Annotated in this window: 20 protein-coding genes; 8 read left to right on the top strand and 12 right to left on the bottom strand. The window is 73.7% G+C overall.

Annotation, left to right across the window (positions count from 1 at the left end):
- Positions 1–103: 103 nt before the first annotated feature.
- The 4 genes from ACI2LW_RS21240 to ACI2LW_RS21225 all read right to left on the bottom strand — a co-directional run bounded on the left by ACI2LW_RS21240 (position 104) and on the right by ACI2LW_RS21225 (position 7,191).
- Positions 104–781 carry a LuxR C-terminal-related transcriptional regulator gene (locus ACI2LW_RS21240; protein WP_404732761.1) on the bottom strand — a complete coding sequence of 226 codons (678 nt, stop codon included), beginning with the start codon at positions 779–781 and terminating at the stop codon, positions 104–106.
- A 298-nt stretch (positions 782–1,079) separates the two neighbouring features.
- The gene (locus tag ACI2LW_RS21235; RefSeq protein WP_404732760.1) at positions 1,080–3,062 is read right to left on the bottom strand and encodes a PQQ-binding-like beta-propeller repeat protein; all 1,983 of its coding nucleotides are present in this window, start codon (positions 3,060–3,062) and stop codon (positions 1,080–1,082) included.
- A 112-nt stretch (positions 3,063–3,174) separates the two neighbouring features.
- Entirely contained in the window at positions 3,175–5,130 is a 1,956-nt protein-coding gene (locus tag ACI2LW_RS21230) for a PQQ-binding-like beta-propeller repeat protein (protein WP_404732759.1), read from the bottom strand.
- A 234-nt stretch (positions 5,131–5,364) separates the two neighbouring features.
- On the bottom strand, positions 5,365–7,191 hold the full coding sequence (locus ACI2LW_RS21225) for an ABC-F family ATP-binding cassette domain-containing protein (protein ID WP_404732758.1): 1,827 nt from the start codon (positions 7,189–7,191) through the stop codon (positions 5,365–5,367).
- A gap of 157 nt (positions 7,192–7,348) precedes the next feature.
- Between ACI2LW_RS21225 and ACI2LW_RS21220 the strand changes: the two genes are divergently transcribed.
- On the top strand, positions 7,349–7,942 hold the full coding sequence (locus ACI2LW_RS21220) for a Uma2 family endonuclease (protein WP_404732757.1): 594 nt from the start codon (positions 7,349–7,351) through the stop codon (positions 7,940–7,942).
- A gap of 10 nt (positions 7,943–7,952) precedes the next feature.
- On the opposite strand, the gene ACI2LW_RS21215 is transcribed toward ACI2LW_RS21220, so the two are convergent.
- From ACI2LW_RS21215 to rsmI, 6 genes are all read right to left on the bottom strand, one after another.
- The gene (locus ACI2LW_RS21215; protein WP_404732756.1) at positions 7,953–8,846 is read right to left on the bottom strand and encodes a 4-(cytidine 5'-diphospho)-2-C-methyl-D-erythritol kinase; all 894 of its coding nucleotides are present in this window, start codon (positions 8,844–8,846) and stop codon (positions 7,953–7,955) included.
- Positions 8,843–9,805 (bottom strand): 16S rRNA (adenine(1518)-N(6)/adenine(1519)-N(6))-dimethyltransferase RsmA, encoded by a 963-nt coding sequence (rsmA, locus tag ACI2LW_RS21210; protein WP_404732755.1) that lies wholly within the window; start codon positions 9,803–9,805, stop codon positions 8,843–8,845. Before rsmA ends, ACI2LW_RS21215 begins: the two co-directional genes overlap by 4 nt.
- 19 nt (positions 9,806–9,824) lie before the next feature.
- Complete coding sequence (locus ACI2LW_RS21205) at positions 9,825–11,060, bottom strand: ubiquitin-like domain-containing protein (RefSeq protein WP_404732844.1); 1,236 nt, start codon at positions 11,058–11,060, stop codon at positions 9,825–9,827.
- A gap of 537 nt (positions 11,061–11,597) precedes the next feature.
- Positions 11,598–12,485 carry a TatD family hydrolase gene (locus tag ACI2LW_RS21200; RefSeq protein ID WP_404732754.1) on the bottom strand — a complete coding sequence of 296 codons (888 nt, stop codon included), beginning with the start codon at positions 12,483–12,485 and terminating at the stop codon, positions 11,598–11,600.
- A gap of 164 nt (positions 12,486–12,649) precedes the next feature.
- A complete protein-coding gene (locus ACI2LW_RS21195) occupies positions 12,650–13,075 on the bottom strand; it encodes a hypothetical protein (RefSeq protein WP_404732753.1) in 426 nt (141 codons plus the stop codon).
- Positions 13,076–13,315: 240 nt separating this feature from the next.
- A complete protein-coding gene (gene rsmI / locus ACI2LW_RS21190) occupies positions 13,316–14,164 on the bottom strand; it encodes a 16S rRNA (cytidine(1402)-2'-O)-methyltransferase (RefSeq protein WP_404732752.1) in 849 nt (282 codons plus the stop codon).
- 97 nt (positions 14,165–14,261) lie between these two features.
- Here rsmI and ACI2LW_RS21185 point away from each other — a divergent pair, with 97 nt between their 5' ends.
- A complete protein-coding gene (locus tag ACI2LW_RS21185; RefSeq protein WP_404732751.1) occupies positions 14,262–16,025 on the top strand; it encodes a dolichyl-phosphate-mannose--protein mannosyltransferase in 1,764 nt (587 codons plus the stop codon).
- Between the two features lie 103 nt (positions 16,026–16,128).
- Here the strand turns inward: ACI2LW_RS21185 and ACI2LW_RS21180 are convergent, their stop codons facing one another.
- On the bottom strand, positions 16,129–17,334 hold the full coding sequence (locus tag ACI2LW_RS21180) for a cytochrome P450 (protein ID WP_404732750.1): 1,206 nt from the start codon (positions 17,332–17,334) through the stop codon (positions 16,129–16,131).
- Positions 17,335–17,850: 516 nt separating this feature from the next.
- On the opposite strand from ACI2LW_RS21180, the gene ACI2LW_RS21175 reads away from it, so the two are divergent.
- Together ACI2LW_RS21175 and ACI2LW_RS21170 are read left to right on the top strand one after the other, a co-directional pair.
- Complete coding sequence (locus ACI2LW_RS21175) at positions 17,851–19,464, top strand: penicillin-binding transpeptidase domain-containing protein (protein WP_404732749.1); 1,614 nt, start codon at positions 17,851–17,853, stop codon at positions 19,462–19,464.
- Between the two features lie 274 nt (positions 19,465–19,738).
- Positions 19,739–21,418, top strand: a complete 1,680-nt coding sequence (locus ACI2LW_RS21170) for a penicillin-binding transpeptidase domain-containing protein (protein ID WP_404732748.1) — start codon at positions 19,739–19,741, stop codon at positions 21,416–21,418.
- 40 nt (positions 21,419–21,458) lie between these two features.
- Here the strand turns inward: ACI2LW_RS21170 and ACI2LW_RS21165 are convergent, their stop codons facing one another.
- Positions 21,459–21,824, bottom strand: a complete 366-nt coding sequence (locus ACI2LW_RS21165) for an SsgA family sporulation/cell division regulator (RefSeq protein ID WP_404732747.1) — start codon at positions 21,822–21,824, stop codon at positions 21,459–21,461.
- A gap of 279 nt (positions 21,825–22,103) precedes the next feature.
- Here ACI2LW_RS21165 and ACI2LW_RS21160 point away from each other — a divergent pair, with 279 nt between their 5' ends.
- The 4 genes from ACI2LW_RS21160 to ACI2LW_RS21145 are packed head-to-tail and all read left to right on the top strand — an operon-like array spanning position 22,104 to position 25,171.
- Positions 22,104–23,189 carry an energy-coupling factor ABC transporter permease gene (locus ACI2LW_RS21160; RefSeq protein ID WP_404732746.1) on the top strand — a complete coding sequence of 362 codons (1,086 nt, stop codon included), beginning with the start codon at positions 22,104–22,106 and terminating at the stop codon, positions 23,187–23,189.
- A 1-nt stretch (position 23,190) separates the two neighbouring features.
- Entirely contained in the window at positions 23,191–23,952 is a 762-nt protein-coding gene (cbiQ, locus tag ACI2LW_RS21155) for a cobalt ECF transporter T component CbiQ (RefSeq protein ID WP_404732745.1), read from the top strand.
- Positions 23,940–24,707, top strand: coding sequence for an energy-coupling factor ABC transporter ATP-binding protein (locus ACI2LW_RS21150; RefSeq protein ID WP_404732744.1), 768 nt, complete (start codon positions 23,940–23,942; stop codon positions 24,705–24,707). The genes cbiQ and ACI2LW_RS21150 overlap by 13 nt, the downstream gene beginning before the upstream one ends.
- A complete protein-coding gene (locus ACI2LW_RS21145) occupies positions 24,704–25,171 on the top strand; it encodes a MarR family winged helix-turn-helix transcriptional regulator (protein WP_404732743.1) in 468 nt (155 codons plus the stop codon). The genes ACI2LW_RS21150 and ACI2LW_RS21145 overlap by 4 nt, the downstream gene beginning before the upstream one ends.
- Positions 25,172–25,285: the final 114 nt, after the last annotated feature.

Genomic DNA, 25,285 nt, shown 5'->3' with positions numbered 1-25,285 from the left:
CCCGGGAGACCGGGGCGACGCCGGAAGACCGCGCCCGCCCGGAAGACCGGGTCCGCCCCGGAAGGACGGGCCGGGCCCGGAGGGCGGGCGCGCGCGCCCGGTGTTACGCCGGTGGTGGTGGGGTGGCGCGGTCCAGGAGGCCTGTGCGGGCCGCCAGGGCCGCCGCCTCCAGGCGGGAGCCGACCCCCAGTTTCATCAGCACCCGCTGGACGTGGGTGCGGGCCGTGCTCGGGGCGATGCCCATGCCGGCCGCGATCAGCCGGGTGTCCTCCCCGTCGGCCACCCTGACCAGCACCTCCACCTCCCGCGGGGTGAGCATCTGCAGCAGCCGCTGACCCTCGTCGTCGGGCTGCGCGGCCGGGTTGAGGAGCTCGCCGAAGGCGCCCTGGAGCAGCTGGGGGGCCACCGCCGCCTCGCCCGCCCGGGCCTTCATGATGGCCCGCTCGACCCCCTCGATGCGCTCGTCGTGGCGTACGTAGCCCGAGGCGCCCGCGGCGAAGGCCGCGGCGATGCCGCGCGGCGAGGGCACCGGCCCCAGCACGACCACGGCCACCTGCGGACGCTCCCGCTTGATCCGCGCCACCGGGTCGAAGGCGCCCGGCTCGGCCGGGGTCGCCGTGCCCAGCAGGCACACCTCCGGCGCCCGGCTGATCACCAGCTCGGCCGCGCCCGCGGCCGGCGCCGCGGCGGCCAGCACGCGGTGCCCCCGCAGCTTCAGCGCCGAGGCCAGCGCCTCCGCGAGCAGTCGGTGGTCGTCGACCACCATGAGCCGCACTCCCATCGAGCAACCCCCCAGTCCCCCCAACGGATGCCCACCATGGCCGCCCACCGCATCCGACGGACAGGCCCACGGACAGCCGTATGAACAGCCCCACGGCAGATGGCCCCCCGGCACACCCGCCCGTCATGCACCCGGAAGCTACACGCTCGTTCGACATCGCGCTGCCCCTACCGGCGAGAAGTGCCCCGGAACGCCGAAGATCATCACATTCGGGCAGGAATGGGCAGAACGCGTACGGCCCCGCCCCTGAACAGGGGCGGAGCCGTAACGGGACCGTACCGCGGGTGTCCGGGCGCGATCAGCTCGTGCCGAACGCCAGGGCCAGGTACTCCTTGCCGAAGGACGAGGTCGACTTGTGGGCGAACACCGTCGACATGTAGAGGCGGCCCTGGGCGTAGCGGATCTCCGCGTAGTCCGGGGACATGGCGGTCTCCGCGTCGCGCACCGCCTCCGTGGCCGGGTTCTCCAGCAGCGTGGTCTGCTTGAAGGTGCCGCCGTCGATGCTCACGACCTGGCCGCCCTTGTCGTAGGGCGGGCGCTTGTAGGCGATGACGTTGGCGCCGTCCGTGCGCAGCGGGTAGATCTGGTAGCCGTCGCCCGCGTCCGCGCGCTGACCGGTCTGCCGGCCGCTGGCGAGGTCGAACGCGACGATCTCGTTGGTCTGGCTGTACTCGCCGGTGCCGTCGTGCTCCTCGGTCGGCACGTACAGCCTGTCGCCGCCCACCGCGAGGTTCGCGCAGAACTCGATCCGGCTGATGCCGTCGCAGCGCGCGGCGTACTTGTCGCCGGGCGCCGAGATGTGCGCGCGCAGCTTGCCCGTCCGGTTGTCGACCGAGAAGAAGTCGGAGATGCCGCTGCCGTCGCCGGCGGTGTCGCCGACGTCGGCCGCGACGACCAGCGGGTCGGTGGAGACGATGGCCGCGTACTCGATGCCCGAGGACATCTTGTAGTCGGAGATCACCTTGCCCGACTTGGGGTCGATGGTCTGCACGTGCAGCTGGCGCTGCCCGTACTGGCCGCACTTGCGCAGCGCGACCAGCTTGGCGCCGCCGCCGTAACCGGCGTCGTAGCAGGTGTCGGACGGCTTGGGGGCCCACAGCGGCTTGCCGCTCGCGACGTCGAAGGCGGCGCCGCCGCTGGTGCTGCCCACGGCGACCGTGTTCGCGCTGATCGTGACGTTGTCCAGGCCGACGAGCTGGTCACCGGACTTGACGGTCTTCGTCCACAGCTTCCGGCCGTCGTTCAGGTCGATGGCCGCGACCTGGCTGCAGCCGTGCGAGGGCTTGTCCTTGGTCGGCATGGCGGGCTCGTGAACGATCGCCGTCCGGCCGTCCGCCGTGGTGTGCCGGCTGGCCTGGCACACCGGGCCGGGCAGCTTGACGGTCCACAGCTTGGTGCCCCTGGCGGGGTCGTAGCCGACGATCTCGGCGACGCCGGTCTTGGCGTACACCTTGTCGGTGAGCCAGGAGCCGGAGGTGGAGACCGTGTCCTTCACCGCGGGCATGGGCACCTGGAAGAGGACCTTGGCGGCCGGGTCGGAGGGCACCTTCTCCTTCCCTCCGGAGGAGGTGCCGCCGGTGCCGCCCTTGCCGTCCTTGCCGTTCTCGCCGCCGGTGCCGCCGCTGGAGTGCGCGGTGTCCTTCTTGCCGCCGTCGCCGGACGACTTGGCGTACCACACACCACCGCCGATGATCAGCGCGATCGCCACGACGGCCGAGACGATGATCACCAGCTGTGCGTTGACCTTGCCGGCGCGCCCGCCGGGGGCGCCGGCCTGCGGGTGCAGGGGCATGGTCGGCTGCTGACCGGGATGGCCGGGGTAGCCCGGGTATCCCTGGCCCGGCTGGCCCGGGTAGCCGTATCCGGGCTGCTGGGAGCCGTAGGGGCCCGGCTGCTGGCCGTAGGGCTGGGCGTACGGGTTCGGCTGGGGGGCCGGGTAGCCGTACCCCGCGGGCGGCTGCGGCGGCTGGGCGCCCGGGGCCCCCTGCGGAGGCTGGGCGGGCTGCTGCGGCTGCGGGGCCTGCGGGTAGCCGTATCCCGGTGCGGGTGCCGGGGCCGGGGGTTGCGCCGGAGCCGGAGCCGGAGGCTGGGCCTGGGGTTGCGCCGGAGCCGGAGGCTGGGCGGGCTTGGTGAGGTCGGGGCCGCTCGCGGCCGGCTGGTCCTGGGCCGGCGGCGCGGGCTGGGCGGCCGGCGGCGCGGGCTGGGCCGGCTGGTCCTGGGGCGGGCCGAAACCGCCCTGCTGCGGCGGCTGGTTGGGCGGCGGGGGCGGCGGCTGGGTCATGACGGGGTGCACCTCGAGGGGACGGGGACGACTGAGACGACGGGGACGACGGGGAAGCCGGGTGATCGGTACGGCGCGGGAGCGCCGGCCGCGCTGCGGCGGCCGGTCCGCCTCACTTGCCGAAGGCGAGCATCAACTTCTCCTTCGCGTCGTCATTGCCCCGCAGCCGGGTGGTGGAGAGGTAGAAGCGCCCGTCGGCCCAGTCGACGTCCTTCGAGAAGAAGCCGCGCTCGATCTCCGCGGTGCCCTTCGGGTTCTGCAGCAGCTTCACCGGCGTGTGGCCCGAACCGGCGGTCGGCACGGACACCACCTGCCCGCCCGCGTCGTACGACGGCGCCACATACGCGACGAGCCTGCCGTTCTCCACCTTCACCGGCGTCATCGTGGTGTCCTCGGGGGACTTCACCCGCCACTTCTCCTTGCCGGTGGCGAGGTTGACGGCGACGATCTCGTTGGCGCCGATGGTCTTGGCGGTGGGCAGGTAGAGGGTGGAGGCGTCGGAGGCGACGGCCTGGCAGCCCTGGAGGTCGCGGTCGAGGACGGCGAAGCCGCACTGGGCGTTGAAGGACGCCTTGGTGTCCACCTGGGAACGGATCGACCCGTCGTTGTTCAGGGTCGAGATGTTCCAGTGCTTCTTGTCCTTGTTCGTCGAGTACAGGATCACCGGGTCGACGGAGTAGGCGCGTTCGACCGACCAGCCCTTGGGGATCTTCCTGGTCCACTTGACCTTGCCGGTGGCGGGGTCGAGTTCCTGCACCTCGTCGTGCTCGTTCGTGCCGCTGGCGTCGCACCACGAGACCACGATCAGCCGGGCGCCGCCCGCGAATCCGGACGGGTAGCAGGACTGGCCGTAGTGCCGCTTGTCGTAGAGGTGCTTGCCGGTGGTGACGTCGTACGCCGTGCCCGACTGCGAGCGGCCCACCATCAGCGTCCTGCCGGTGACCGACAGCTCGATGGTGACGGTGCTGTCGAAGAGCTGGCCGTCGGAGACCTTGGTGCTCCAGCCCTTCCGGCCGGTGTTCAGGTCGATCTGCTGGAGCTGGTTGCACTTGGCGCGGTCGCTGCTGCCGCTCATGTACGCCACGACGATCTTGTCGTCGGACGTCTTCTGCGGCGTCACCGCGCATATCTTCTGCGGCAGGGTGAGCGGACCCCAGGCCGGCGTGCCGTCGGCGGCGTCATACGCGAAGACCTGCTTGTAGGCGGCCTTCACCGCCGTCTTCCCGGTGATCCACATGCCGGGGGCGTCGGCGCCCGAACCGGGCGCGTCCGGCGCCTCCTTGTACCAGAGCACCTTCGCCTCGCCGGGCCTGCGACCCGCGTTGAGGTCCTCGGTGTCCTTGCCGCCGTCGCCGCTGCCGTCGCCGGGGTTCACCGGGTCGTCGGAGGCGGTGGCCGTGGGGCTGCCGCTCTTGTGCGCGACCGGCTTCTTCCCGCCGTCGCCGTCCCCGCCGGCCACGGCCCACACCGTGCCGCCGACCACGAGCAGCGCGGCCACCGCGGCGCCGACGACGACCGCGGGCCTGCCCTTGAAGGGGTTCCGCGAGCCGCCCCCGGGCGGCGGGGTGCCGGGCGCGCCCGGGTACTGCGGCTGCGCGGGCCCGTATCCGGGCTGGGGCCCGTACGGCCCCGGCTGCGGCTGCCCGTACGGGCCGGGCGCGGGCGCGGCGGGCGCGCCGTAGGGACCGGGCTGACCGTAGGGGCCGGGCCCGCCGTACGGTCCCGGCTGGGCGTAGGGGCCGGGCTGCTGCGGGTAGCCGTACCCGGGCTGGGGCGGGCCGGCGGGCGGGGCCGCCGGGCCCTGCGGGGGCTGGGCGGGCGGCGGGGGCGTGCCCTGGCCCGGGCCCTGGGGGGCGCCGAAGCCGCCCTGCGGAACGGGAGGAGCGCCGAATCCGCCGCCGGGCGCCGGCGGCTGCGGCGGCTGCGGCGGCTGCTGCGGCTGCTGCGGCTGCTGCTGCGGCTGCGACTGTGGCTGCGGTTGCGGGGGTTGCTGCGGTTGCGGCTGCTGCGGCTGGTCCTGCGGCGCTCCGAAGCCGTCCTGCGGCGGCTGGTTGGGCGGCTGACTCATCCGCGCCTCTCCCCCTCGTTCACTGATTTCTCGCCATGTCCGAGGCGCGTGACGGATCCGGTGCCGTACGCGGACAGTCCTCGGACGGCTCTTTCTATCACCCGTCACCGACGGCCCACCGGCCCGTGGCGGCCCCTGTTCCCAAGGGAGGACCGGGCTGTGATGCCTCCGTTACGCGCCTTCACGCCCCCTCCACGCGGCGCGCGCGGCGCCTGCGGGACGCGGCCGCGGGACTCATCCGCCCTGAGCGTCCTCGGCCAGTTCCAGCCAGCGCAGCTCCAGTTCCTCGCGCTCGGCCGCCAGTTCGCGCAGCTCCGCGTCGAGTTGCGCGACCTTCCCGAAGTCGGTGGCGTGCTCGGCGATCTGCGCGTGCAGCGCGGACTCCTTCTCCGAGACGCGGTCCAACTGCCGCTCGATGCGCTGCAGTTCCTTCTTGGCGGCGCGCAGTTCGGCGGCGCTTTTCTCGGGGGCCCCGGCCTTGTCCGCGGCGGGCGCGGGGGCGGAGGCCGCGGCCGCGGCCTGCTGCTCCATGCGCTGCCTGCGCTCCAGGTACTCGTCGATGCCGCGCGGCAGCATCCGCAGCGTGCCGTCGCCGAGGAGGGCGTACACCGTGTCGGTGGTGCGCTCGACGAAGAACCGGTCGTGGGAGATGACGATCATCGAGCCGGGCCAGCCGTCGAGGACGTCCTCGAGCTGGGTGAGGGTCTCGATGTCGAGGTCGTTGGTGGGCTCGTCGAGGAAGAGGACGTTGGGCTCGCCCATGAGCAGGCGCAGCAGCTGGAGCCGCCGCCGCTCACCGCCGGACAGGTCGCCCACCGGCGTCCACTGCTTCTCCTTGCCGAAGCCGAAGGTCTCGCACAGCTGCCCGGCCGTCATCTCCCGGCCCTTGCCGAGGTCGACGCGCTCGCGCACCTGCTGCACGGCCTCCAGGACGCGCCAGGCGGGGTCGAGTTCGGCCACCTCCTGGGACAGGTACGCCAGTTTCACCGTCCTGCCGACGGCGATCCGGCCGCCCACGGGCTGTGTCTCGCCCTCGGTCCGTGCGGCCTGCTCCATGGCCCGCAGCAGCGACGTCTTGCCGGCGCCGTTGACGCCGACCAGGCCGATGCGGTCGCCGGGACCGAGCTGCCAGGTCACATGCTTGAGCAGCACCTTGGGCCCGGCCTGGACGGTCACGTCCTCCAGGTCGAAGACGGTTTTGCCGAGCCGCGAGGAGGCGAACTTCATCAGCTCGCCGCGGTCCCGCGGCGGCGGCACGTCCTTGATCAGCTCATTGGCGGCCTCGACCCGGAAGCGCGGCTTGGAGGTGCGGGCGGGGGCGCCGCGCCGCAGCCAGGCCAGCTCCTTGCGGATCAGGTTCTGCCGCTTGGCCTCCTCGGAGGCCGCGATACGCTCGCGCTCGGCGCGGGCGAAGACGTAGTCGGAGTAGCCGCCCTCGTACTCGTACACGGTCCCGCGCTGCACGTCCCACATGCGGGTGCACACCTGGTCCAGGAACCACCGGTCGTGGGTGACGCACACCAGCGCCGAGCGGCGCTCGCGCAGGTGCCGGGCGAGCCAGGAGATGCCCTCGACGTCGAGGTGGTTGGTCGGCTCGTCCAGGACGATCAGGTCCTGCTCCTCGATGAGCAGCTTGGCCAGCGCGATCCGCCGCCGCTCCCCGCCGGACAGCGGCCCGATGACCGTGTCCAGGCCCTTGGGGAAGCCGGGCAGGTCGAGCCCGCCGAACAGTCCGGTCAGCACGTCCCGGATCTTGGCGTTGCCCGCCCACTCGTGGTCGGCGAGGTCCCCGATGACCTCGTGCCGCACGGTGGCCGCCGGGTCGAGGGAGTCGTGCTGGGTGAGCACGCCGAGGCGCAGCCCGCCGGAGTGCGTCACGCGTCCGGTGTCGGCCTCCTCCTGTCTGGCCAGCATCCGGATCAGCGTGGTCTTCCCGTCGCCGTTGCGCCCGACGACGCCGATCCGGTCCCCCTCGGACACGCCGAGCGACACGCCGTCGAGCAGCGCACGGGTGCCGTACACCTTGCTGACGTTCTCGACATTGACCAGGTTGACGGCCATTTCTCTCCTGCCCGGGGGGATGGATCAGCCTTCAAGCCTAGGCCCTGCGCGACGGGTGGCGACGCGCCAGGGGTCGGTCACTCTTTGTGATGACGCGAACCGGATCCGGCCGCTGCCGTGGAAACCGGGCAGCAGGATCCCGTCCATGGGAGGAACCATGACCGCCGAATCCGCAGAGCACTGCCACGCCTGGCCGGTGCCGCCGCCGGACGGCTACACCGTGGACGACCTGTTCACACTGCCCGATCTCCCGCCGCACACCGAGCTGATCGACGGGAGTCTGGTCTTCGTCGGTCCGCAGCGCCGTTTCCACTTCCTCGTGATCGACCTGCTGGTCGGCGGTCTGCGCGGCTGTCTGCCCCCGGAGTTCCGGGTCAGCCGGGAGATGACCGTCGTCCTCGACCGCCACAACGGCCCGGAACCCGATGTCAGCGTGGTCCGCGCCGAGGCGGTCACCGGGCTGGACCAGACCAGCTTTCACGCCGAGGACGTGCTGCTCGCCGTGGAGGTCGTCTCCCCCGACTCGGAGTCCCGGGACCGCACGACCAAGCCGCACAAGTACGCGGCGGCCGGCATCCCCGGCTTCTGGCGCGTGGAGCAGGACGGAGTGACCGGCGGACCTCTCGTCCACGTCTACGAACTCGACCCGGTGACCCAGGCGTATGTGCACATGGGGCTGCACCGCGACTGGATCCACGTCGAAAAGCCCTACGCCGTGCGGATCGACCTCAGCGCCATCGACCAGCTGTAGTTCCCGTCCCTCACACCACCGTCGCCCCGGGCGCCGGGGACTCGGTGATCCGGGCGGCGCGGCAGGTGCCCGAGGCGAGCAGGGCGTCGGCCACCTTCGCGGCCGCCTCGGCGTCCCGGACGAGGAACGCCGTCGTGGGCCCGGAGCCCGACACCAGCCCCGCCAGCGCCCCCGCCGCACGCCCGGCCTCCAGGGTGTCCGCGAGGGACGGGCGCAGGGAGAGCGCGGCCGGCTCGAGGTCGTTGGACAGGGTGGCGGCCAGCGCCTCCGCGTCCCCCTTGGCCAGTGCGGCCAGCAGGTCCTCGGACGCCACCGGCTCGGGGACCCGCACCCCCTCGTTCAGCCGGTCGAACTCGCGATAGACGGCCGGTGTCGACAGTCCGCCCTCGGCGAGGGCGAACACCCAGTGGAAGGTGCCGCCCACCTCCAGCGCCCGCAGCCGCTCGCCCCGTCCGGTGCCCAGGGCCGCCCCGCCGACCAGGCTGAACGGCACGTCGCTGCCCAGCTCGGCGCAGATGGACAGCAGTTCGGCGCGGGAGGCGCCCGCCTGCCACAGCGCGTTGCAGGCGAGCAGGGCGCCCGCGCCGTCCGCGCTGCCGCCCGCCATGCCGCCGGCGACCGGGATGTCCTTGGCGATGTGAAGGTGCACCGCCGGGTCGATGCCACGGCGCCGGGCGAGGGCGAGGGCGGCGCGGGCGGCCAGATTGGTGCGGTCCAGCGGCACCTGGCCCGCGTCCGGGCCGGCGCAGGTCACCCGCAGCTCGTCGGACTCGGTGACGGTGACCTCGTCGTACAGGCCGACGGCGAGGAAGACGTTGGCGAGGTCGTGGAAGCCGTCGGGGCGGGCGGCGCCCACCGCGAGCTGGACGTTGACCTTGGCCGGGACGCGGACGGTGACGCTCACTGGTTGCCGGACTCCTCGTGCTGTGCGGTGCGCTGCTCGTCGGTGGCGGGCTCGTCGGTGACGTGCTCGGCGGGGGCGGGCTCGTCGGTCCGCCGGGCGGCGGTGCGCTGCTCGGCGATGCGCGCGAACTCGTGGACGGTCAGCGCCTCCCCGCGCGCCCGCGGCGACACCCCGGCGGCGACGAGGGCCGCCTCCGCGGCGGCGGCGGACCCGGCCCACCCGGCGAGCGCCGCCCGCAGGGTCTTGCGGCGCTGCGCGAACGCGGCGTCCACGACGGCGAAGACCTCCCGCCGTGAGGCCGAGGTCCTGACCGGCTCGGTCCGCCGGACCAGGGAGACGAGCCCGCTGTCGACGTTCGGCGCGGGCCAGAAGACGTTGCGCCCGATGGCGCCGGCCCGCTTGACCTCGGCGTACCAGTTGGCCTTGACGGACGGCACGCCGTACACCTTGGAGCCGGGCGCGGCGGCGAGCCGGTCGGCGACCTCCGACTGCACCATCACCAGGGTGCGCCGGATGCTCGGGAAGGTCTCCAGCATGTGCAGCAGCACGGGCACGGCGACGTTGTAGGGGAGGTTGGCCACCAGCGCGGTCGGGGCGGGGCCCGGCAGCTCGGTGACGTGCAGGGCGTCGGAGTGGACGAGCGCGAACCGGTCGGCGCGGCCGGGCATGCGGGCGGCGACGGTCGCGGGCAGCGCGGCGGCGAGCACGTCGTCGATCTCGACGGCGGTGACCCGGTCGGCCGCCTCCAGCAGGGCGAGGGTGAGGGAGCCGAGCCCCGGGCCGACCTCCACGACCACGTCCTCGGGGTGGACCTCGGCGGTGCGGACGATACGGCGGACGGTGTTCGCGTCGATCACGAAGTTCTGTCCGCGCTGCTTGGTGGGGCGCACGCCGAGGGCCGCCGCCAGTTCACGGACGTCGGCGGGGCCCAGCAGGGCGTCGGAGGTGGGGCTGCTCACGGCACAAGGGTACGGGGGCCTAGGAGTGCAGCCGGTCCCCGCAGTGCGGCCAGGGGCTGGCCCCGCGGCGCACGTACAGCTTCTTCGCCCGGTACGTCTGCTCCTCCGCCGACGCGTCCTGCGGACGCCCCGTGCCGCCCAGGCCGTGCCAGGTGCCCGTGTCGAACTGGTAGAGCCCTCCGTAGGTGCCGGACGAGTCCACCGCGTCCGGCCGGCCCCCGGACTCGCACTGGGCGAGACCGCGCCAGTTGAGGCGGTCCGCGCCCCGCGCGGACGGCGGATGCGGCCGGGTGCCGACCCTGACGACCTGTGCGCGCGGCGCGCGCACCACCTCCGACGCCAGCAGCCGGGGCCGTTGGCGTACGCCGTTGACGGTGCGCACGGAGTACGTGACCCGCCGGAGGCCCGGCCGCCCGGCCCGGTCCACGACCTCGGTGCCGCGGAACAGGGCGGGGTCCTCGGCGCGCCGCACCGCGAAGGGGATCGTCTCCTCGCGCACGACCCGCGAGCCGGTGATCCGCAGCACGGTGACGGTCTGGCCGTCGCGCGGGAAGCTGCCGGGCGGCACGGACAGGGCGTCCAGCCCGCGCAGGGTGATCCCGGCCTCCCGCACCGCCTCCCCGACGGTCGCCGCGTTGGTGCGGACGGTGCGGGCGCGGCCGTCGGCGAGGATCGTCACCGAGCGCTCGGTGCGCACGTCCAGGGCGAGTCCGGCGCGTCCGATGGGCCGGGACCGCGAGGCCGACAGATACGCGCCCTCGGCCCGCACGCCGAGCTGGCGCAGCGCGCCCTCCACCGTCCGGGCCGTCGTCCACACCTGGTGCGGCTCTCCGTCCAGGGTGAGCCTGACCGGCCGCGCGTAGCGCACCGTGACCTGGTCGCCGCTGGTCAGGGCGGTGCCGGGAGCGGGCGCCACCACGTCGTGGGCGCCCACCCGCACGCCCTCCTCGGCGAGCAGTTCGGACACGTCGTCGGCGAAGGTGTGCAGGGTGCGCGGGCTGCCGTCCACGCTCAGCTCGACCGCCTTGTCCTCGGCGACGAACGCGGTGGTCCCGCCGGCCAGGAACGCCACGACCAGGGCTTGCGGCAGCAGCCGGCGCAGGCTCGCCTCCGGCCGCTCGGCGGACCGCGTCCGGCGCCGCCCGCCCCGGCGCGCGCCCCGCCGCCCGCCGCCGCTCGCCGTCTGCCGGGGCAGCACCGGCTCGGTGCGCTCGTAACCGGGCCGGTAGGTGTCGCCGTAGGGCAGCGTGTCCATGCTGTGCAGGTCCGGGCCGTGCGGGTCGGGGCTGTGCGGGTCGTCTTCCGGGACCGGGGTCCCGGGCGGCGGGTACGGGTCGCGGGACACCTGGGTCGCGCCCGGCCCGGACACCGTCCCACGGGCGCCGTACGTCTCCTCGGCCCCGGGCCCGTACGCCTCGGGCCCGTACGTCCCGGGCCCGTACGTCCCGGGCCCGTACGCCTCGGGCCCGTACGTCCCGGTCGCGTACGCCTCGGGCCCGACCGTCCCGGTCCCGTACGCCGCGAGTCCGAACGTCTCGGTCCCGTACGCCGCGCACACCTCGGTCCCGTCCGGCCCGTACGGGAGGTACGCCTCGTACGGCCGGTGCGGCTCGTACGCCTGGTACGTCTCGTACGCCTCGTACGGCCGGTACGTCTCGTACGGCGATCTGCTCACGCAGGCACGCTCCAGGGGGCCGGGGAGTCGGTGGGTCCCGATCGGGCCACCAGAACCTAGCGGAGCGTCCGTCACTCTCCAAAGCGGCACGACCACGCAGCGTGGCCACCGATGGGGTCAGTACCCGAAGGCGCGTGCGGTGTTCGCCGCGAGGGCCGTGGCCAGCACGTCCTCGTCGATGCCGCGCACGGCGGCCATCGCGCGCACGGTGACCGGGACGAGGTACGGGGCGTTGGGCCGTCCGCGGTAGGGCGCCGGCGTCAGGAACGGCGCGTCGGTCTCCACCAGGACCAGTTCCAGCGGGGCGACGGCGAGGGCGTCCCGCAGGTTCTGGGCGTTCTTGAAGGTGACGTTGCCGGCGAAGGACATGTAGTAGCCCTCGCGGGCGCAGATCCGGGCCATCTCCGCGTCGCCCGAGTAGCAGTGGAAGACCGTCTGCTCCGGGGCGCCCTCCTCCTTCAGCACGCGCAGGACGTCCTCGTGGGCCTCGCGGTCGTGGATGACCAGGGCCTTGCCGTGCCGCTTGGCGATCTCCACATGGGCCCGGAAGGAGCGCTCCTGGGCGGCCTTGCCCTCGGGGCCGGTGCGGAAGTAGTCGAGCCCGGTCTCGCCGACGCCCTTGACCTGGGGCAGCGCGGCCAGCCGGTCGATCTCGGCCAGCGCCTCGTCCAGGGCCGCGTCCCCGCCCGGCTCCCGGGCGCCCTGCCGCGACCACCCGTCGGGGTCACCGTGCACGATGCGGGGCGCCTCGTTCGGGTGCAGGGCGACCGCCGCGTGGACGCCGTCGTACCGCGCGGCGGTCTCCGCGGCCCAGCGCGAGCCGCGCACGTCGCAGCCGACCTGGACGACCGTCGTCACCCCCACCGAGGCGGCCCGGGCCAGGCCCTCCTCGACCGTCGCGGACTGCATGTCGAGGTGGGTGTGGGAGTCGGCGACCGGAACGCGCAGCGGCTCCGGAAGCGGGGGCGCCGCGGGCCCGCCGGCCCCATCGGTGTGCGAAGACATGCCCCGATCCTACGAAAGGGGCGCGCCCCGGCCGCCGCGCGCACCTCGGCCGCCGCGCCCGCCTCGCCGCCGTACGCGAGCCCCGGCCCCCGTGCGCGCCTCGCCGCCGTACGCACGCCCGGCCGCCGTACGCACACCCCGGCCCCCGTGCGCGCGGGCCGGTGTCAGCCCGCGCGGTGCTGGAACGGGTGCAGCAGGTCGGACAGGTGCCAGTGGTGGTCGTCCCGCTCGCCGGCCGCCGCCTCCTCCCCGGGCGGTGACACGGACGCCGGGGCCGCCGCGGGCCCCGCGGGGCGCTGCCGCTCGTGCGTGCGCAGATGGCTCTGCACGGACGACACCCGCCCGGCCCGCATGATGCGCACCACGTGGCCGTCGCAGTTCTGGCAGCTCGGCCGGCTCAGCGGGGACGGCACGACCTCGCCCTCCGCCAGGTACAGCACGAACGCGTGGCCTTCGGCGTCCGTGTGGTGCTCTATCTCGTACGACTGCTCCCAGCCGTGCCCGCAGCGCATGCAGGCGAACGAGTACGACTCGTTGACGACGGCGGTCCCCGCGGTGCGGTGACCGGTCTCCTCGGCGCTGTCGCTCATGCCGCCTCCTCGTGTCCGCCGGACGAAGGGGCACCGGTCGCGTGCCCCGATCCCAGTGGACGCCTCCACCCGCCGGAACGCACCACGCCTGCCGAGTGTTGGAGGCGATTTGGGCGTCGCTTGCCCAAGCGCCCCCCGGGCGGCGCGTGTCGCTTTGCCTTCGCGGACGGTGCTTTGCCCCCTCATGGGGCGCCCGCTCATCCGGGATACGGCCTGCTCACGGCGGCTGCGCGCGCCGTCTCACGCCTCCGCGCGCTTGGCGGCGACCACCGCGTCGAACACCTCGCGCTTGGGCACCCCGGCCTCCACCGCGACCGCCGCGATGGCCTCCTTGCGGCGCTCCCCGGCCTCCTCGCGCACCCGTACCCGCCGCACCAGCTCCTCGGCGCCGACCTCCTCGGGCGCCTTCTCCGGGGCCCCCTCGACCACGACCGTGATCTCGCCGCGCACGCCCTCGGCCGCCCACGCGGCCAGCTCGCCCAGCCCGCCGCGCCGCACCTCCTCGTACGTCTTGGTCAGCTCCCGGCACACCGCGGCCCGCCGGCCGGCGCCGAAGACCTCGGCCATCGCCGCGAGGGTGTCGTCCAGCCGGTGCGGGGCCTCGAAGTAGACGAGCGTGCGCCGCTCGCCGGCGGCCTCGCGCAGCCGGGCGAGCCGCTCGCCCGCCTTGCGCGGCAGGAACCCCTCGAAGCAGAACCGGTCCACCGGCAGGCCCGACAGCGCGAGCGCGGTGAGCACGGCGGACGGCCCCGGCACGGCGGTCACCCGGACGTCGTGCTCCACGGCGGCGGCGACCAGCCGGTAGCCCGGGTCGGACACGGACGGCATCCCGGCGTCCGTCACCAGCAGCACCCGCGCACCGCCGAGCAGCTCCCGCACCAGCTCCGGGGTGCGCGCGGACTCGTTGCCCTCGAAGTACGACACGATCCGGCCCCGGGGGCTCACGTCCAGCGCCTGCGCCAGCCGGCGCAGCCGCCGTGTGTCCTCGGCGGCGACCACGTCGGCGCCGGCCAGTTCCGCGGCGAGCCGGGGCGGCGCGTCCTGGACGTCGCCGATGGGGGTGCCCGCCAAAACAAGGGTTCCAGTCACACCCGTCATCCTCTCAAGCGCCGGCCGTGACGGACGCATCCCGGCCGGTACCGCCCATGCACGGGACTCACACAGCGCGGTTCCCTACGATGGCGCGGTGACCAGTACCGCGTCCTCCACGGACACCCGGCAGGGCCCGCTCCCGCACGACACGCGGCCGTCGTGGCAGCAACGGCTGCGCCGTTTCGGCTACCCGGCGGGCGGCCCGGCGCGCCCCGCGGACGACGGCGCGGGCGGTGTGGTGGCCCGTCTGACACCGGGGTACACACGGCCCGGACCGCGCATGTGGGCCGCCCTCGGCATCCCGCCCACGCTCGCCGACCGCCTCGTCCGCTGGTCGGGCTGGGGCGGTCCGCTGCTGGTCACGCTGGCGGCGGGTGTGATGCGGTTCTGGCACCTGGGCAGCCCCAAGGCGGTGATATTCGACGAGACGTACTACGCCAAGGACGCGTGGGCGATCGTCCACCGCGGCTTCGAGGTCAACTGGGACAAGAACGCCAACGACGTCATCCTGAACAGCGGCGGCCACGTCGCGCTGCCCTCGGACGCGGCGTACGTGGTGCACCCGCCGGTGGGCAAGTACGTGATCGGCCTGGGCGAGCTCCTCTTCGGGTTCGACCCGTTCGGCTGGCGCTTCATGACGGCGCTGCTCGGCACGCTGTCGGTGCTGATGCTGTGCCGGATCGGGCGCCGTCTGTTCCGCTCCACCTTCCTCGGGTGCCTGGCGGGCGCGCTGATGGCGGTGGACGGCCTGCACTTCGTGATGAGCCGGACCTCGCTGCTCGACGGCGTGCTGATGTTCTTCGTCCTGGGCGCCTTCGGCTGTCTGCTGATCGACCGGGACCGGGCGCGGGAGCGGCTCGCCGCCGCGCTGCCCGCCGACGCGGACGGCAGGGTCCGCCCCGACGCGCACACGGCGCAGACCGCCCGGCTGGGATGGCGTCCGTGGCGGTGGGCGGCGGGCGTGCTGCTGGGCCTGGCGATCGGCACCAAGTGGAACGGCCTGTACGTGCTGGCCGCGTTCTGCGTGATGGCCGTGGTGTGGGACGTGGGCGCGCGCCGGGTCGCCGGGGCCCGGCACCCGTACGCGGCGGCGCTCAGGCACGACACCGGGATCACCTTCCTGGCCACGGTGCCGGTCGCGCTCGCGGTGTACCTGGCCTCCTGGACCGGCTGGATCCTGTCGCCTGCCGACGGCACCGGCGGCTACTTCCGCGACTGGGCGGCCACCGACGGAAAGGGCGGCGGCTGGACCTTCCTGCCGGACTGGCTGCGCAGCCTGTGGCACTACGAGCACGAGGTCTACAAGTTCCACGTCGGCCTGTCCTCGCCGCACACCTACCAGTCCAACCCGTGGAGCTGGCTCGTCGACGCCCGCCCGGTGTCGTACTTCTACGAGTCGCCCTCCCCCGGCACGGCCGGCTGCCCGGCCGGCGCCGGCGACAAGTGCGCCCGCGAGGTGCTGGCCATCGGCACGCCGGTGCTGTGGTGGGTGGCCTGCGCCGCGCTCGTCTACGTGCTGTGGCGCTGGTTCTTCCGCCGCGACTGGCGCGCGGGCGCCATCGCCTGCGGCATCGCGGCCGGCTACCTGCCGTGGTTCCTGTACCAGGAGCGCACGATCTTCTTCTTCTACGCCGTCGTCTTCGTGCCGTTCCTCTGCCTGGCGGTCGCCATGCTGATCGGCGCGATCACCGGCCCGCCCGGCGCCTCGGACACCCGCCGCGTCACCGGCGCCACGGCCGCGGGCGTCCTGGTCCTCCTGATCTCCTGGAACTTCATCTACTTCTGGCCCCTGTACACGGGCCAGTCCATCCCGATCGACTCCTGGCGGTCGCGGATGTGGCTGGACACGTGGGTCTAGCCGGGCCGACACGCCATGAGAACGCGGCGTCGCGCCGCGCTCTCATGGCCGTCGGCGGCCGTCGGCGCCCGTCACGGGGCGCCTCCGCCGTGCCGCGAGGCGCCTACCAGGCCACCGGCAACTCCAGCGGGAACCTTCTGATCGTCTTCGTGTCCCAGCGCACGTCCTCCGGCGCCACCGCGAGCCTCAGTCCGGGGAACCTCTCCACCAGCCGGCCGACGGCCACTTCCAGTTCCGCCATGGCCAGGGGCATCGCGATGCACCGGTGTCCGCCCCAGCCGAAGGTCATGTGCGGAGCGCTGGGACGGTCGAGGTCGATGACGTGCGGGTCCGGGTAGCGCTCCGGGTCGCGGTTGGCCGCCAGGTACGACACGTGCACGAAGTCGCCGGCCCGGATGTGCGCACCGTCCAGTTCCACGTCCTCCAGAGCCACCCGGGGGATGCCGACGCCCTTGCGGAACGGGATGCAGCGCAGCATCTCGTGCAGGACGTCCGTCAGGGTCCCGGGCCGGTCCCGGAGGTGCCGCAACAGCTCGGGCCGGGTCAGCAGCAGGTAGACGATGTCGCTGATCTCGCAGGTCGCCGTGTCCTGGCCGCTGAGCGCCAGCGTCAGGGTCATGACCGCCAGTTCCCTGTCGTCGAGGTGTTCCTCGCCCTCCTCCGCCGCGGCCATCGCACTGATGATGTCCGGCCCGGGCGCCTTGCGGCGCTGTTCCACCAGCCCGGTGAAGTACTCCAGCAGACCGGCCTTGGCCTTCGCCGCCGCCTCCTTGTTCCCGGCGCCGACGACGAGCATCTGGTGCACGGAGTCCTCGATCCAGGGCCACTCCTGCCGTTCGATGCCGAGGAGGTCCAGGACGGCGTGCTGGGGGAGCTTGTCGGACAGGTGCTCCACCACGTCCGCCGGCGGCCCCTGTTTCTCCATGTCGTCCAGCAGGCGGTCCGCGAGCCGGACGATCCGGGGCCGCATACGGTCGACCCGGTGCTGGGTGAAGGCCTGTGAGGCGAGGTGACGGACGCGGCTGCTGTGCGGCGGGTCCATCACGTTGACCGACTCCGGGGAGACGATGGGTTCCGGCGTCATCCGGGGGTAGTCCTGGCCGATGATGGCCGCCCGGCTGAACCGCTGGTCGGTGACCACCTGCTTGACGGCGTCGAAAGACGTGATCAGCCAGGCTTCCGCGGCGCCGTGGGGAAGCCGGATGCGCGCGGGTGAATCCCGCTGCATCAGGGCCTGGAGCGCGGGGTCGAATTCCAGGGCTTCGCTGAAGTCGAACGGGCAGACGGGTGTCTCGTTGTCCGCGGTCATGGGGCGGCTCCTTCGGGCATGGGGGTGTGCGCGCCTGGAGGTGGTGGTGAGGGGGACGGGGAGTACTGCTGTCGCTCGTCAGCCATGTCATATGCCTCCTGACATGATCAAAACATCGCGATCCGCATCGCCCCGTGACCGACGCAGCCACGTCGCGCGAGTGGGCTAGGCCCCTCGGCCGTCCTCCGCGTCGGCATCCGCCCGACCGGGACGCCCCCACCGCCAACGGCCCGGTGCGCCCGGTGCCGCAATGGCCGGCTGTGGCCACGGCGCGCGAGAGGGGTCGTGGGAGGCCACCCAACGCCGCCGCTTGCCCGAGAGGGACACGGAGACGTGGAGTACCGAGCGGGCGCCGAACGAACCGCCGACCCCCCTCGTCGTTCACGTATGCGGCTGGACACCCGGGTTCGAGTCAGCCCGCTGATCACTGTTCGGACACCATTCGAAAGGAGCTCTCACGCGAGTTCCTCCCGCCACCTAGAGTGCATGGGTTGGCCACGGGGAGGGGAGTGCGTCATGCGCAAGGGAGCGAAGGCCGCCCTGGTGGGCGGGGTGTTCGCCGCGCTGGTGGGCGGGGCGGCCTACGGCGCGTTCGAGATGGTCTCCGTGGTGCACGGGACGGGCGGGCCCGCACCCGTGCGGACCGGGCCGCCGAGCCGGGACGAGGTGAAGGACACCTCGGCGAAGTTCTTCACCGCCTGGGAGAAGAACCAGGTCGTGACCGCCGCCTCGTACACCAACTTCCCCGAGGCGGCTCAGGAGTTGCTGGGCGCCTACGGCGGCGAGGCGCACATACGGAACCTGCGGATCACTCCGGGCGCCGCGTCCGGCGCCACGGTGCCCTTCTCGGTGCGGGCCACCGTCTCCTACGACGGGAAGTCCGAGCCGCTCGCCTACCGCGGCGAGCTGACCGTCGTGCGCGGCCGGACCACCCACCGCCCGCTGGTCGACTGGCGGCCCTCGGTGGTGCATCCCGCGCTGAAGAAGGGCGACACGCTCGTCACCGGCGAGTCCGCCGCCCCGCCGATCGAGGCCGTCGACCGCGACGGCGCCGTGCTGACGAAGGCCAAGTACCCCTCGCTCGGGCCGATCCTGGACGAGCTGCGGGCCAAGTACGGCGACCGGGCGGGCGGCACGCCGGCCGTGGAGCTGAGCATCCGGCACACCGGCACCGACGCCGCGGAGACCCCGCTCGTCACCCTCGCCGAGGGCCGGCCGGGCAAGCTGCGCACCACGCTCAGCGCCAGGGCCCAGGCGGCGGCCGAGCGGGCGGTGCAGAAGTACACCGAGTCCTCCCTGGTGGCCGTGCAGGCGTCCACCGGTGAGGTGCTGGCGGTGGCCAACCACCGCGACGACGCCTTCAACGCGGCGTTCCTCGGGCGGCTCGCCCCCGGCTCGACGATGAAGATCATCAGCGCGGCCACGCTGATCGACAACGGGATCACCACGGCCGCCGGGCCCGCGCCCTGCCCGGACGAGGCCGTCTGGCAGAGCCAGACCTTCCACAACCTCGCGACCATGAAGCCGAACGAGCACGCCACCCTCTCGGAGAGCTTCGCCCGCTCCTGCAACACGGCGTTCGTGAAGTACGCGGACGAGGTGAAGGTGGACTCCCTCACCAAGGAGGCCGAGGAGCGCTTCGGGCTCGGCCGGGACAACTGGAAGACCGGCATCCCCTCCTTCGACGGCTCCGTCCCCGCCTCCGGCGGCCCGGACACCGCGGCCAACATGATCGGGCAGGGCCAGGTCCAGATGAGCCCGCTGAACATGGCGTCGGTGACGGCGACCGCGATGACGGGCCGGTTCCGGCAGCCGGTCATCGTCTCGCCGAAGCTCGACAACCGTGAACTGGCCCGGGCCAAGGGCCTGCCGGCGCGTACGGTCGCGCAGCTGCGGCAGATGATGAACCGCACCGCCACCAGCGGCACCGCGGCGGTCGCCATGTCCGGCCTGAGCGGCAGCATCGGCGCCAAGACCGGCTCCGCCGAGGTCGACGGGCAGGCGAAGTCCAACAGCTGGTTCACCGGCTACCGCGGCGACGTGGCCGCCGCCGCCATGACCCAGGAGGGCGGCCACGGCGGCGACGCGGCCGGCCCGATCGTGGCAGCGGTCCTGCGCGCGGCCGGCTGAGCGGCCGGGGGGCGGCCCCCCTGCAGCCCCTGCCGCCCCTGCCGCCGCTGCCGCCGCGACGTGCCCGCGCACGCCGGCCGCCCGCGCGGGCGGGCGGAGGCGGCTCGCGCGGGCGGGCGGAGGCGGCGTGTGGTGAATGTCGCAGCTTGGCTACGGACAGATGGCCGCCGCCGCGGCGCCGGGGCGGGACTCTAGGGTGGTTGCCGTCGTTGGGTGAGTGAAGGCCGTACGGGCAGCGGGGGCGCCCCGGGCACTGGCGGAGGACGGAAGGCAAGTGGGCAAGAGAAGGCGCGTCGCCGAGCGACGGAGGACGTCCCCCGCCGTGGTCGGCGGAATGATCGCCGCGGTCGTGGTGGGCGCGGGCGTCGGCGTCTACGCCCTGTACGGCGGCGGCGCGGCCGCCGACGACCAGCCCCGGGCCGCCTCCGCGGACGGCGGCCGCAAGGAGGTGCCGACGGGCCCCCTGTCGGCCGCCGAGGTGCGGACCACGGCCCAGCGGTTCCTCACGGCCTGGCAGCGCGGCAAGCCCGCCGAGGCCGCCGCCGCGACCAGCGACTCCACGGCGGCCGGGACCCTGCTCACCGGCTATGCCAAGGACGCCCACCTGACCGGCGTCACCCTCACCCCGGGCACCGCCGAGGGCGCCAGGGTGCCGTTCTCCGTCCGGGCGACCGTGTCGTACAAGGGCGTCCGCAAGCCGCTGGCGTACGACAGCGCGCTGACCGTCGTGCGCCGCGCCGCCGACGGCGCCCCGGTCGTCGACTGGCACTCCTCCGTCGTCCACCCCGACCTCAAGGACGGCGACACCCTCGTCACCGGCGGGTCCGGCGACCCGCCGGTCAAGGCCCTGGACCGGCACGGCGGCGAGCTGACGGCGGCGAAGTACCCCTCGCTCGGCACCGTGCTGGACGGGCTGCGCGAGAAGTACGGCAGGACGGCCGGCGGCAAGGCGGGCGTGGAGCTGCGCGTGGTGCGCGGCGCGGCGTCCAGGAAGGCGAAGCTGTCCGACAAGACGCTCGTCGAGCTGAGCAAGGGCACCCCGGGCACGGTGGAGACCACGCTGAGCCCCACCCTCCAGGCGGCCGCCGAGAAGAAGGTCGCCGACCGGGACCGGGCCTCGGTCGTGGTGCTGCGCCCCTCCACCGGCGAGATCCTCGCGGTGGCCAACTCCAACCACGGCTTCAACACCGCTTTCCAGGGCTCCCTCGCGCCGGGCTCCACGATGAAGGTCATCACCTCCTCGCTGCTCATCGACAAGGGCCTGGCCTCGGCCGACAAGCAGCACCCGTGCCCGAAGACGTTCACCTACGGCGGCTGGAAGTTCCACAACGACGACGACTTCGAGATCAAGGACGGCACGTTCAAGGCGAGCTTCGCCCGCTCCTGCAACACCGCCTTCATCAGCCAGGCCGGGAAGCTGGACAACGACGACCTGACCCGGCAGGCGCAGCAGGTCTTCGGCCTGTCGATGGACAACTGGGCGGTCGGCGTCCCGTCCTTCGACGGCTCGGTGCCGGTGCAGTCGCAGGCCCAGATGGCCGCCTCGCTCATCGGCCAGGGCGGGGTGCGGATGAACCCGCTGAACATGGCGTCGGTCGCCGCGACGGTCAAGTCGGGCACCTTCCACCAGCCGTACCTGGTCGCCCCGTCCGTCGACCACCGCAAGCTCGCCACGGCCTCGCGCGGCCTGTCGCCGGGCACGGCGGCCCAGCTGCGCGACCTGATGCGCTACACGGCCGCGTACGGCACGGCGGCGCAGGCGATGTCCGGTCTGGGCCCGGACTACGGCGCGAAGACGGGCTCCGCCGAGGTCGACGGCCAGAAGAAGCCCAACGGGTGGTTCACCGCCTACCGCGGCGACCTCGCGGCCGCGGGCGTGGTGCAGGCGGGCGGGCACGGCGGTGACACGGCCGGCCCGATCGTGGCGTCGCTGCTCAAGCTGGGCGGCGGCTGAGGCCGGACCGGACGGCGGGATACGCGACCCGCGCCGGGCCTCAGCGGTGGGCCACCGCCGCCGCGGTCGCCGCGGCCATGTAGGTGCGCCGGAGGAACCGCAGCAGCGCGCGGGTCTCGAACTGCACCACGGCGACGCCCTGCCCGGAGTGGAACTCGACCACGGTCTGCACCCGGCCGCAGGGCCACACCCGGACCTCGCCGGTGCCGGTGGGCGCGCGCAGGCCCTGTTCCAGCAGCGACCGGGAGAAGGTCCACTCACGGGCCCCCGGGCCGGGCAGGGCGACCCGCACCATCTGCGGTTCCAGGGGGTCGTAGCGCAGACGGACCGGGACGGCGGTCCGGTCGTCGCGGATGTCGTGGTCCGTGACTATGTAAGCCCGTGCGTACTGCTCGACTACCGACATCGGACGACCCCTTACACCATGTGACCCGTGCGACAGAGTTGGAGCATCCTCTGCCGTCTAATGTCGCATATTTCCCTTTCGTCGGCGCGTGAACCCTGCCGGTCACGGCGCATGCACGGCGCATGCCCGGCCCGCGTGCCCCGCCGCGCGCCTGCCCACGCGCCCGGCCCGCACACCCGGCCCCCGCCCACCACCGCGCGGGTGCCGCCGCACGAGCACCGCCGCACGAGAGCACTGCGCTCTTGCAATCCATTCGCAACAAGCCACTATCATCGAACGGTGCATGTGCCTGACGGATTCATCAACGCGCCCATCTCCGCCGCCACCGGGGTCGTCGCCGCCGGCGCCGTGGCCGTGAGCCTGCGCGGAGCGCGCCGGGAACTCGACGAGCGGACCGCGCCGCTGGCCGGTCTGGTCGCGGCGTTCATCTTCGCGGTGCAGATGCTGAACTTCCCCGTCGCGGCCGGCACCAGCGGCCATCTGCTGGGCGGGGCGCTCGCCGCGATACTCGTGGGCCCCTTCACCGGGGTCCTGTGCGTCTCGGTCGTCCTGCTGATGCAGGGCATCCTCTTCGCCGACGGCGGGCTGACCGCGCTCGGCGTCAACGTCACCGACATGGCGATCGTCACCACGGTCGTGGCGTACGCCGTCTTCCGGGGCCTGGTGAAGGTGCTGCCGCGCCGCCGCCGCTCGGTCACGGTCGCCTCCTTCGCCGCCGCGCTCGTCTCCGTCCCCGCCGCCGCGTCGGCCTTCACGCTGATCTACGCGGTCGGCGGCACCACGGACGTGGCGATCGGCAAGGTGGCCACCGCCATGATCGGCGTGCACGTCCTCATCGGTCTCGGCGAGGCCGTGATCACCGCGCTGACCGTGGGCGCCGTCATCGCCGTACGGCCGGACCTCGTGCACGGGGCGCGCGGGCTCGGGCAGCGGCTGAAGCTGCGGGTGAACGGGGAGCTGGTCGACGCGCCCGCCGCAGCCCCGGTGCCGGCGCCCGCCGGCGCGCTGCCCCGCCGCAAGCTGTGGATCACCGGGCTCGCCACCTCCCTGGTGCTCGCCGGGTTCGTCAGCTTCTACGCCTCCGCCAGCCCCGACGGTCTGGAGAAGGTCGCCCACGACCAGGGCATCGACAAGAAGGAGGAGCGGCACGCGGCCGCCGGCTCGCCGCTGGCCGGCTACGGCGTCCGGGACCTCTCCGACGCCCGGCTGTCCGGCGGTCTGGCGGGCGTGATCGGCGTCGGCACGACGGTCGTGGCGGGCAGCACCGTCTTCTGGGCCGTCCGCAGGCGCCGCACCGCCGCCGGCGGCGGCCCCTCCGGTCCCTCCGGTCCCTCCCGGGTCTCCTCCGCAGGCCGGGCCGGCTGACATGGGCGCCGGGCACGCGCACAGGCTCTACCGGCACGGGCACTCCCCCGTGCACGGCCTGCCGCCGCACACCAAACTCGCCGCCGCCTTCGCGTTCGTCGTGGTCGTGGTGTCCACCCCGCGGGAGGCGATGTGGGCGTTCGGCCTGTACGCCGTCCTGCTCGCCGGCGTCGCCCGCGCGGCGCGGGTGCCGGCGGGGTTCCTGCTGCGGCGGCTGCTGATCGAGGTGCCGTTCGTCGCGTTCGCGGTGCTCATGCCGTTCGTGGCCGAGGGCGAGCGGGTCGAGGTGCTGGGACTGTCCCTGAGCGTCAACGGCCTGTGGGGCGCCTGGAACGTGCTCGCCAAGGGCACCCTCGGCGTCGCCGCCTCCGTCCTGCTGGCCGCCACCACCGAGCTGCGGGAGCTGCTGCTCGGCCTGCAGCGCCTGAGACTGCCCCCGCTGCTGGTGCAGATCGCCTCCTTCATGATCCGCTACGGCGACGTCATCACCGACGAGATGCGGCGCATGCGCATCGCCCGCGAGTCGCGCGGCTTCGAGGCGCGCGGCGTCCGGCACTGGGGGGTGCTCGCCAAGTCCGCGGGGGCGCTGTTCATCCGCTCCTACGAGCGCGGGGAACGGGTGCACCTGGCCATGGTGAGCCGGGGCTACGCCGGTTCGATGCCGGTCATCGACGAGGTGACCGCCTCCCGGGCGCAGTGGTCCGGCGCCCTGGCCCTCCCGTGTGCCGCGCTGATCGTGTGTCTGCTGGGATGGGTCCTGTGACGACTGCACCCGCCTCCCTTGAGGTCTCCGGCCTCGCCTTCGCCTATCCCGACGGCCACCAGGCCCTGTTCGGCGTGGACTTCCGCGTCGAGCGCGGTGAACGGGTGGCGCTGCTCGGGCCGAACGGCGCCGGCAAGACCACCCTGGTCCTGCACCTCAACGGCATCCTCAGCGGCGGCACCGGCTCGGTGACGGTGGCCGGGCTGCCGGTCGGCCGCGCGCACATGGCCGAGATCCGCCGGAAGGTCGGCATCGTCTTCCAGGACCCGGACGACCAGCTGTTCATGCCGACCGTGCGGGAGGACGTGGCGTTCGGCCCGGCGGCGGCCGGGCTGAAGGGCGCGGCGCTCGAGGAGCGGGTGCGCACCGCGCTGGAGCGAGTGGGCATGGAGGAGTTCGCCGACCGCCCGCCGCACCACCTGTCCTTCGGCCAGCGCCGCCGGGTGGCGGTGGCGACGGTGCTCGCGACGGAGCCGGAGATCCTGGTCCTGGACGAGCCCTCGTCCAACCTGGACCCCGCCGCGCGGCGCGAACTGGCCGACATCCTGCGCTCGCTGGACGTGACGGTCCTCATGGTCACCCACGACCTGCCATACGCGCTGGAGCTGTGCCCGCGCTCGCTGATCCTGAGCGAGGGGGTGATCGCGGCGGACGGGCCGACCGGCGAACTCCTCTGCGACGACGCCCTGATGCGCGCCCATCGTCTGGAGCTGCCCTTCGGCTTCGACCCGGGGTCCGTGACAATGGGCGCGTGACGCCTCAAGAGAACCGAGCGGCCGCCGGGTCGCTGCTCCTCGACGACCAGCTGTGCTTCGCGCTGTACGCCGCCCAGCGCGCCGTGACGGCGGTGTACCGGCCGCTGCTGGAGGAGTTCGGGCTCACCTACCCGCAGTACCTGGTGCTGCTGGTGCTGTGGGAGCGCGGCGAGACCACGGTGAAGGAGCTGGCCGCCGCCCTGCGGCTGGACTACGGCACGGTGTCGCCGCTGCTGAAGCGGCTGGAGGCGGCGGGGCTGGTGCGCCGGGAGCGCTCGGCGCGCGACGAGCGCTCGGTGCTCGTCGCCTGCACCGCGCGCGGGGAGGAACTGCGGGAGCGGGCCGCGTGCCTGCCCGGCACCCTGCTGGAGACGACCGGACTCGGCCCGGCCGAGGTGGCGCGGTTGCGCGCGGAGCTGTGGGACCTGGCGCGGCGGGCCGGGGAGGCCGCGCAGCGCCCCTGACCGGAAAGGTCCGTGCCCCGGACGACCGACCGCTCGGACTCCCGTACCCGGGTGCGGACCCGGATGCGGACACCGACCGACCGGCCAGTACCTTGTGCACGATGTACTTGTGCA

Origin of the sequence: Streptomyces sp. NPDC004065 (genome assembly GCF_044903565.1) — a bacterium.
Classification (GTDB): Bacteria; Actinomycetota; Actinomycetes; order Streptomycetales; family Streptomycetaceae; genus Streptomyces.
Note: the sequence above shows the minus strand (reverse complement) of the source record. Positions and strands in the feature narration are given on the sequence as shown.

What these genes read in the sequence shown, in the direction of transcription:
- ACI2LW_RS21195 (WP_404732753.1), bottom strand. Translation starts at nt 13,075, where the DNA reads ATGAGCGACAGCGCCGAGGAGACCGGTCACCGCACCGCGGGGACCGCC.
- ACI2LW_RS21220 (WP_404732757.1), top strand. Translation starts at nt 7,349, where the DNA reads ATGACCGCCGAATCCGCAGAGCACTGCCACGCCTGGCCGGTGCCGCCG.
- ACI2LW_RS21240 (WP_404732761.1), bottom strand. Translation starts at nt 781, where the DNA reads ATGGGAGTGCGGCTCATGGTGGTCGACGACCACCGACTGCTCGCGGAG.
- cbiQ (WP_404732745.1), top strand. Translation starts at nt 23,191, where the DNA reads ATGGGCGCCGGGCACGCGCACAGGCTCTACCGGCACGGGCACTCCCCC.
- ACI2LW_RS21235 (WP_404732760.1), bottom strand. Translation starts at nt 3,062, where the DNA reads ATGACCCAGCCGCCGCCCCCGCCGCCCAACCAGCCGCCGCAGCAGGGC.
- ACI2LW_RS21200 (WP_404732754.1), bottom strand. Translation starts at nt 12,485, where the DNA reads ATGTCTTCGCACACCGATGGGGCCGGCGGGCCCGCGGCGCCCCCGCTT.
- ACI2LW_RS21165 (WP_404732747.1), bottom strand. Translation starts at nt 21,824, where the DNA reads ATGTCGGTAGTCGAGCAGTACGCACGGGCTTACATAGTCACGGACCAC.
- ACI2LW_RS21225 (WP_404732758.1), bottom strand. Translation starts at nt 7,191, where the DNA reads ATGGCCGTCAACCTGGTCAATGTCGAGAACGTCAGCAAGGTGTACGGC.
- ACI2LW_RS21150 (WP_404732744.1), top strand. Translation starts at nt 23,940, where the DNA reads ATGGGTCCTGTGACGACTGCACCCGCCTCCCTTGAGGTCTCCGGCCTC.
- ACI2LW_RS21230 (WP_404732759.1), bottom strand. Translation starts at nt 5,130, where the DNA reads ATGAGTCAGCCGCCCAACCAGCCGCCGCAGGACGGCTTCGGAGCGCCG.
- ACI2LW_RS21205 (WP_404732844.1), bottom strand. Translation starts at nt 11,060, where the DNA reads ATGGACACGCTGCCCTACGGCGACACCTACCGGCCCGGTTACGAGCGC.
- ACI2LW_RS21180 (WP_404732750.1), bottom strand. Translation starts at nt 17,334, where the DNA reads ATGACCGCGGACAACGAGACACCCGTCTGCCCGTTCGACTTCAGCGAA.
- ACI2LW_RS21175 (WP_404732749.1), top strand. Translation starts at nt 17,851, where the DNA reads ATGCGCAAGGGAGCGAAGGCCGCCCTGGTGGGCGGGGTGTTCGCCGCG.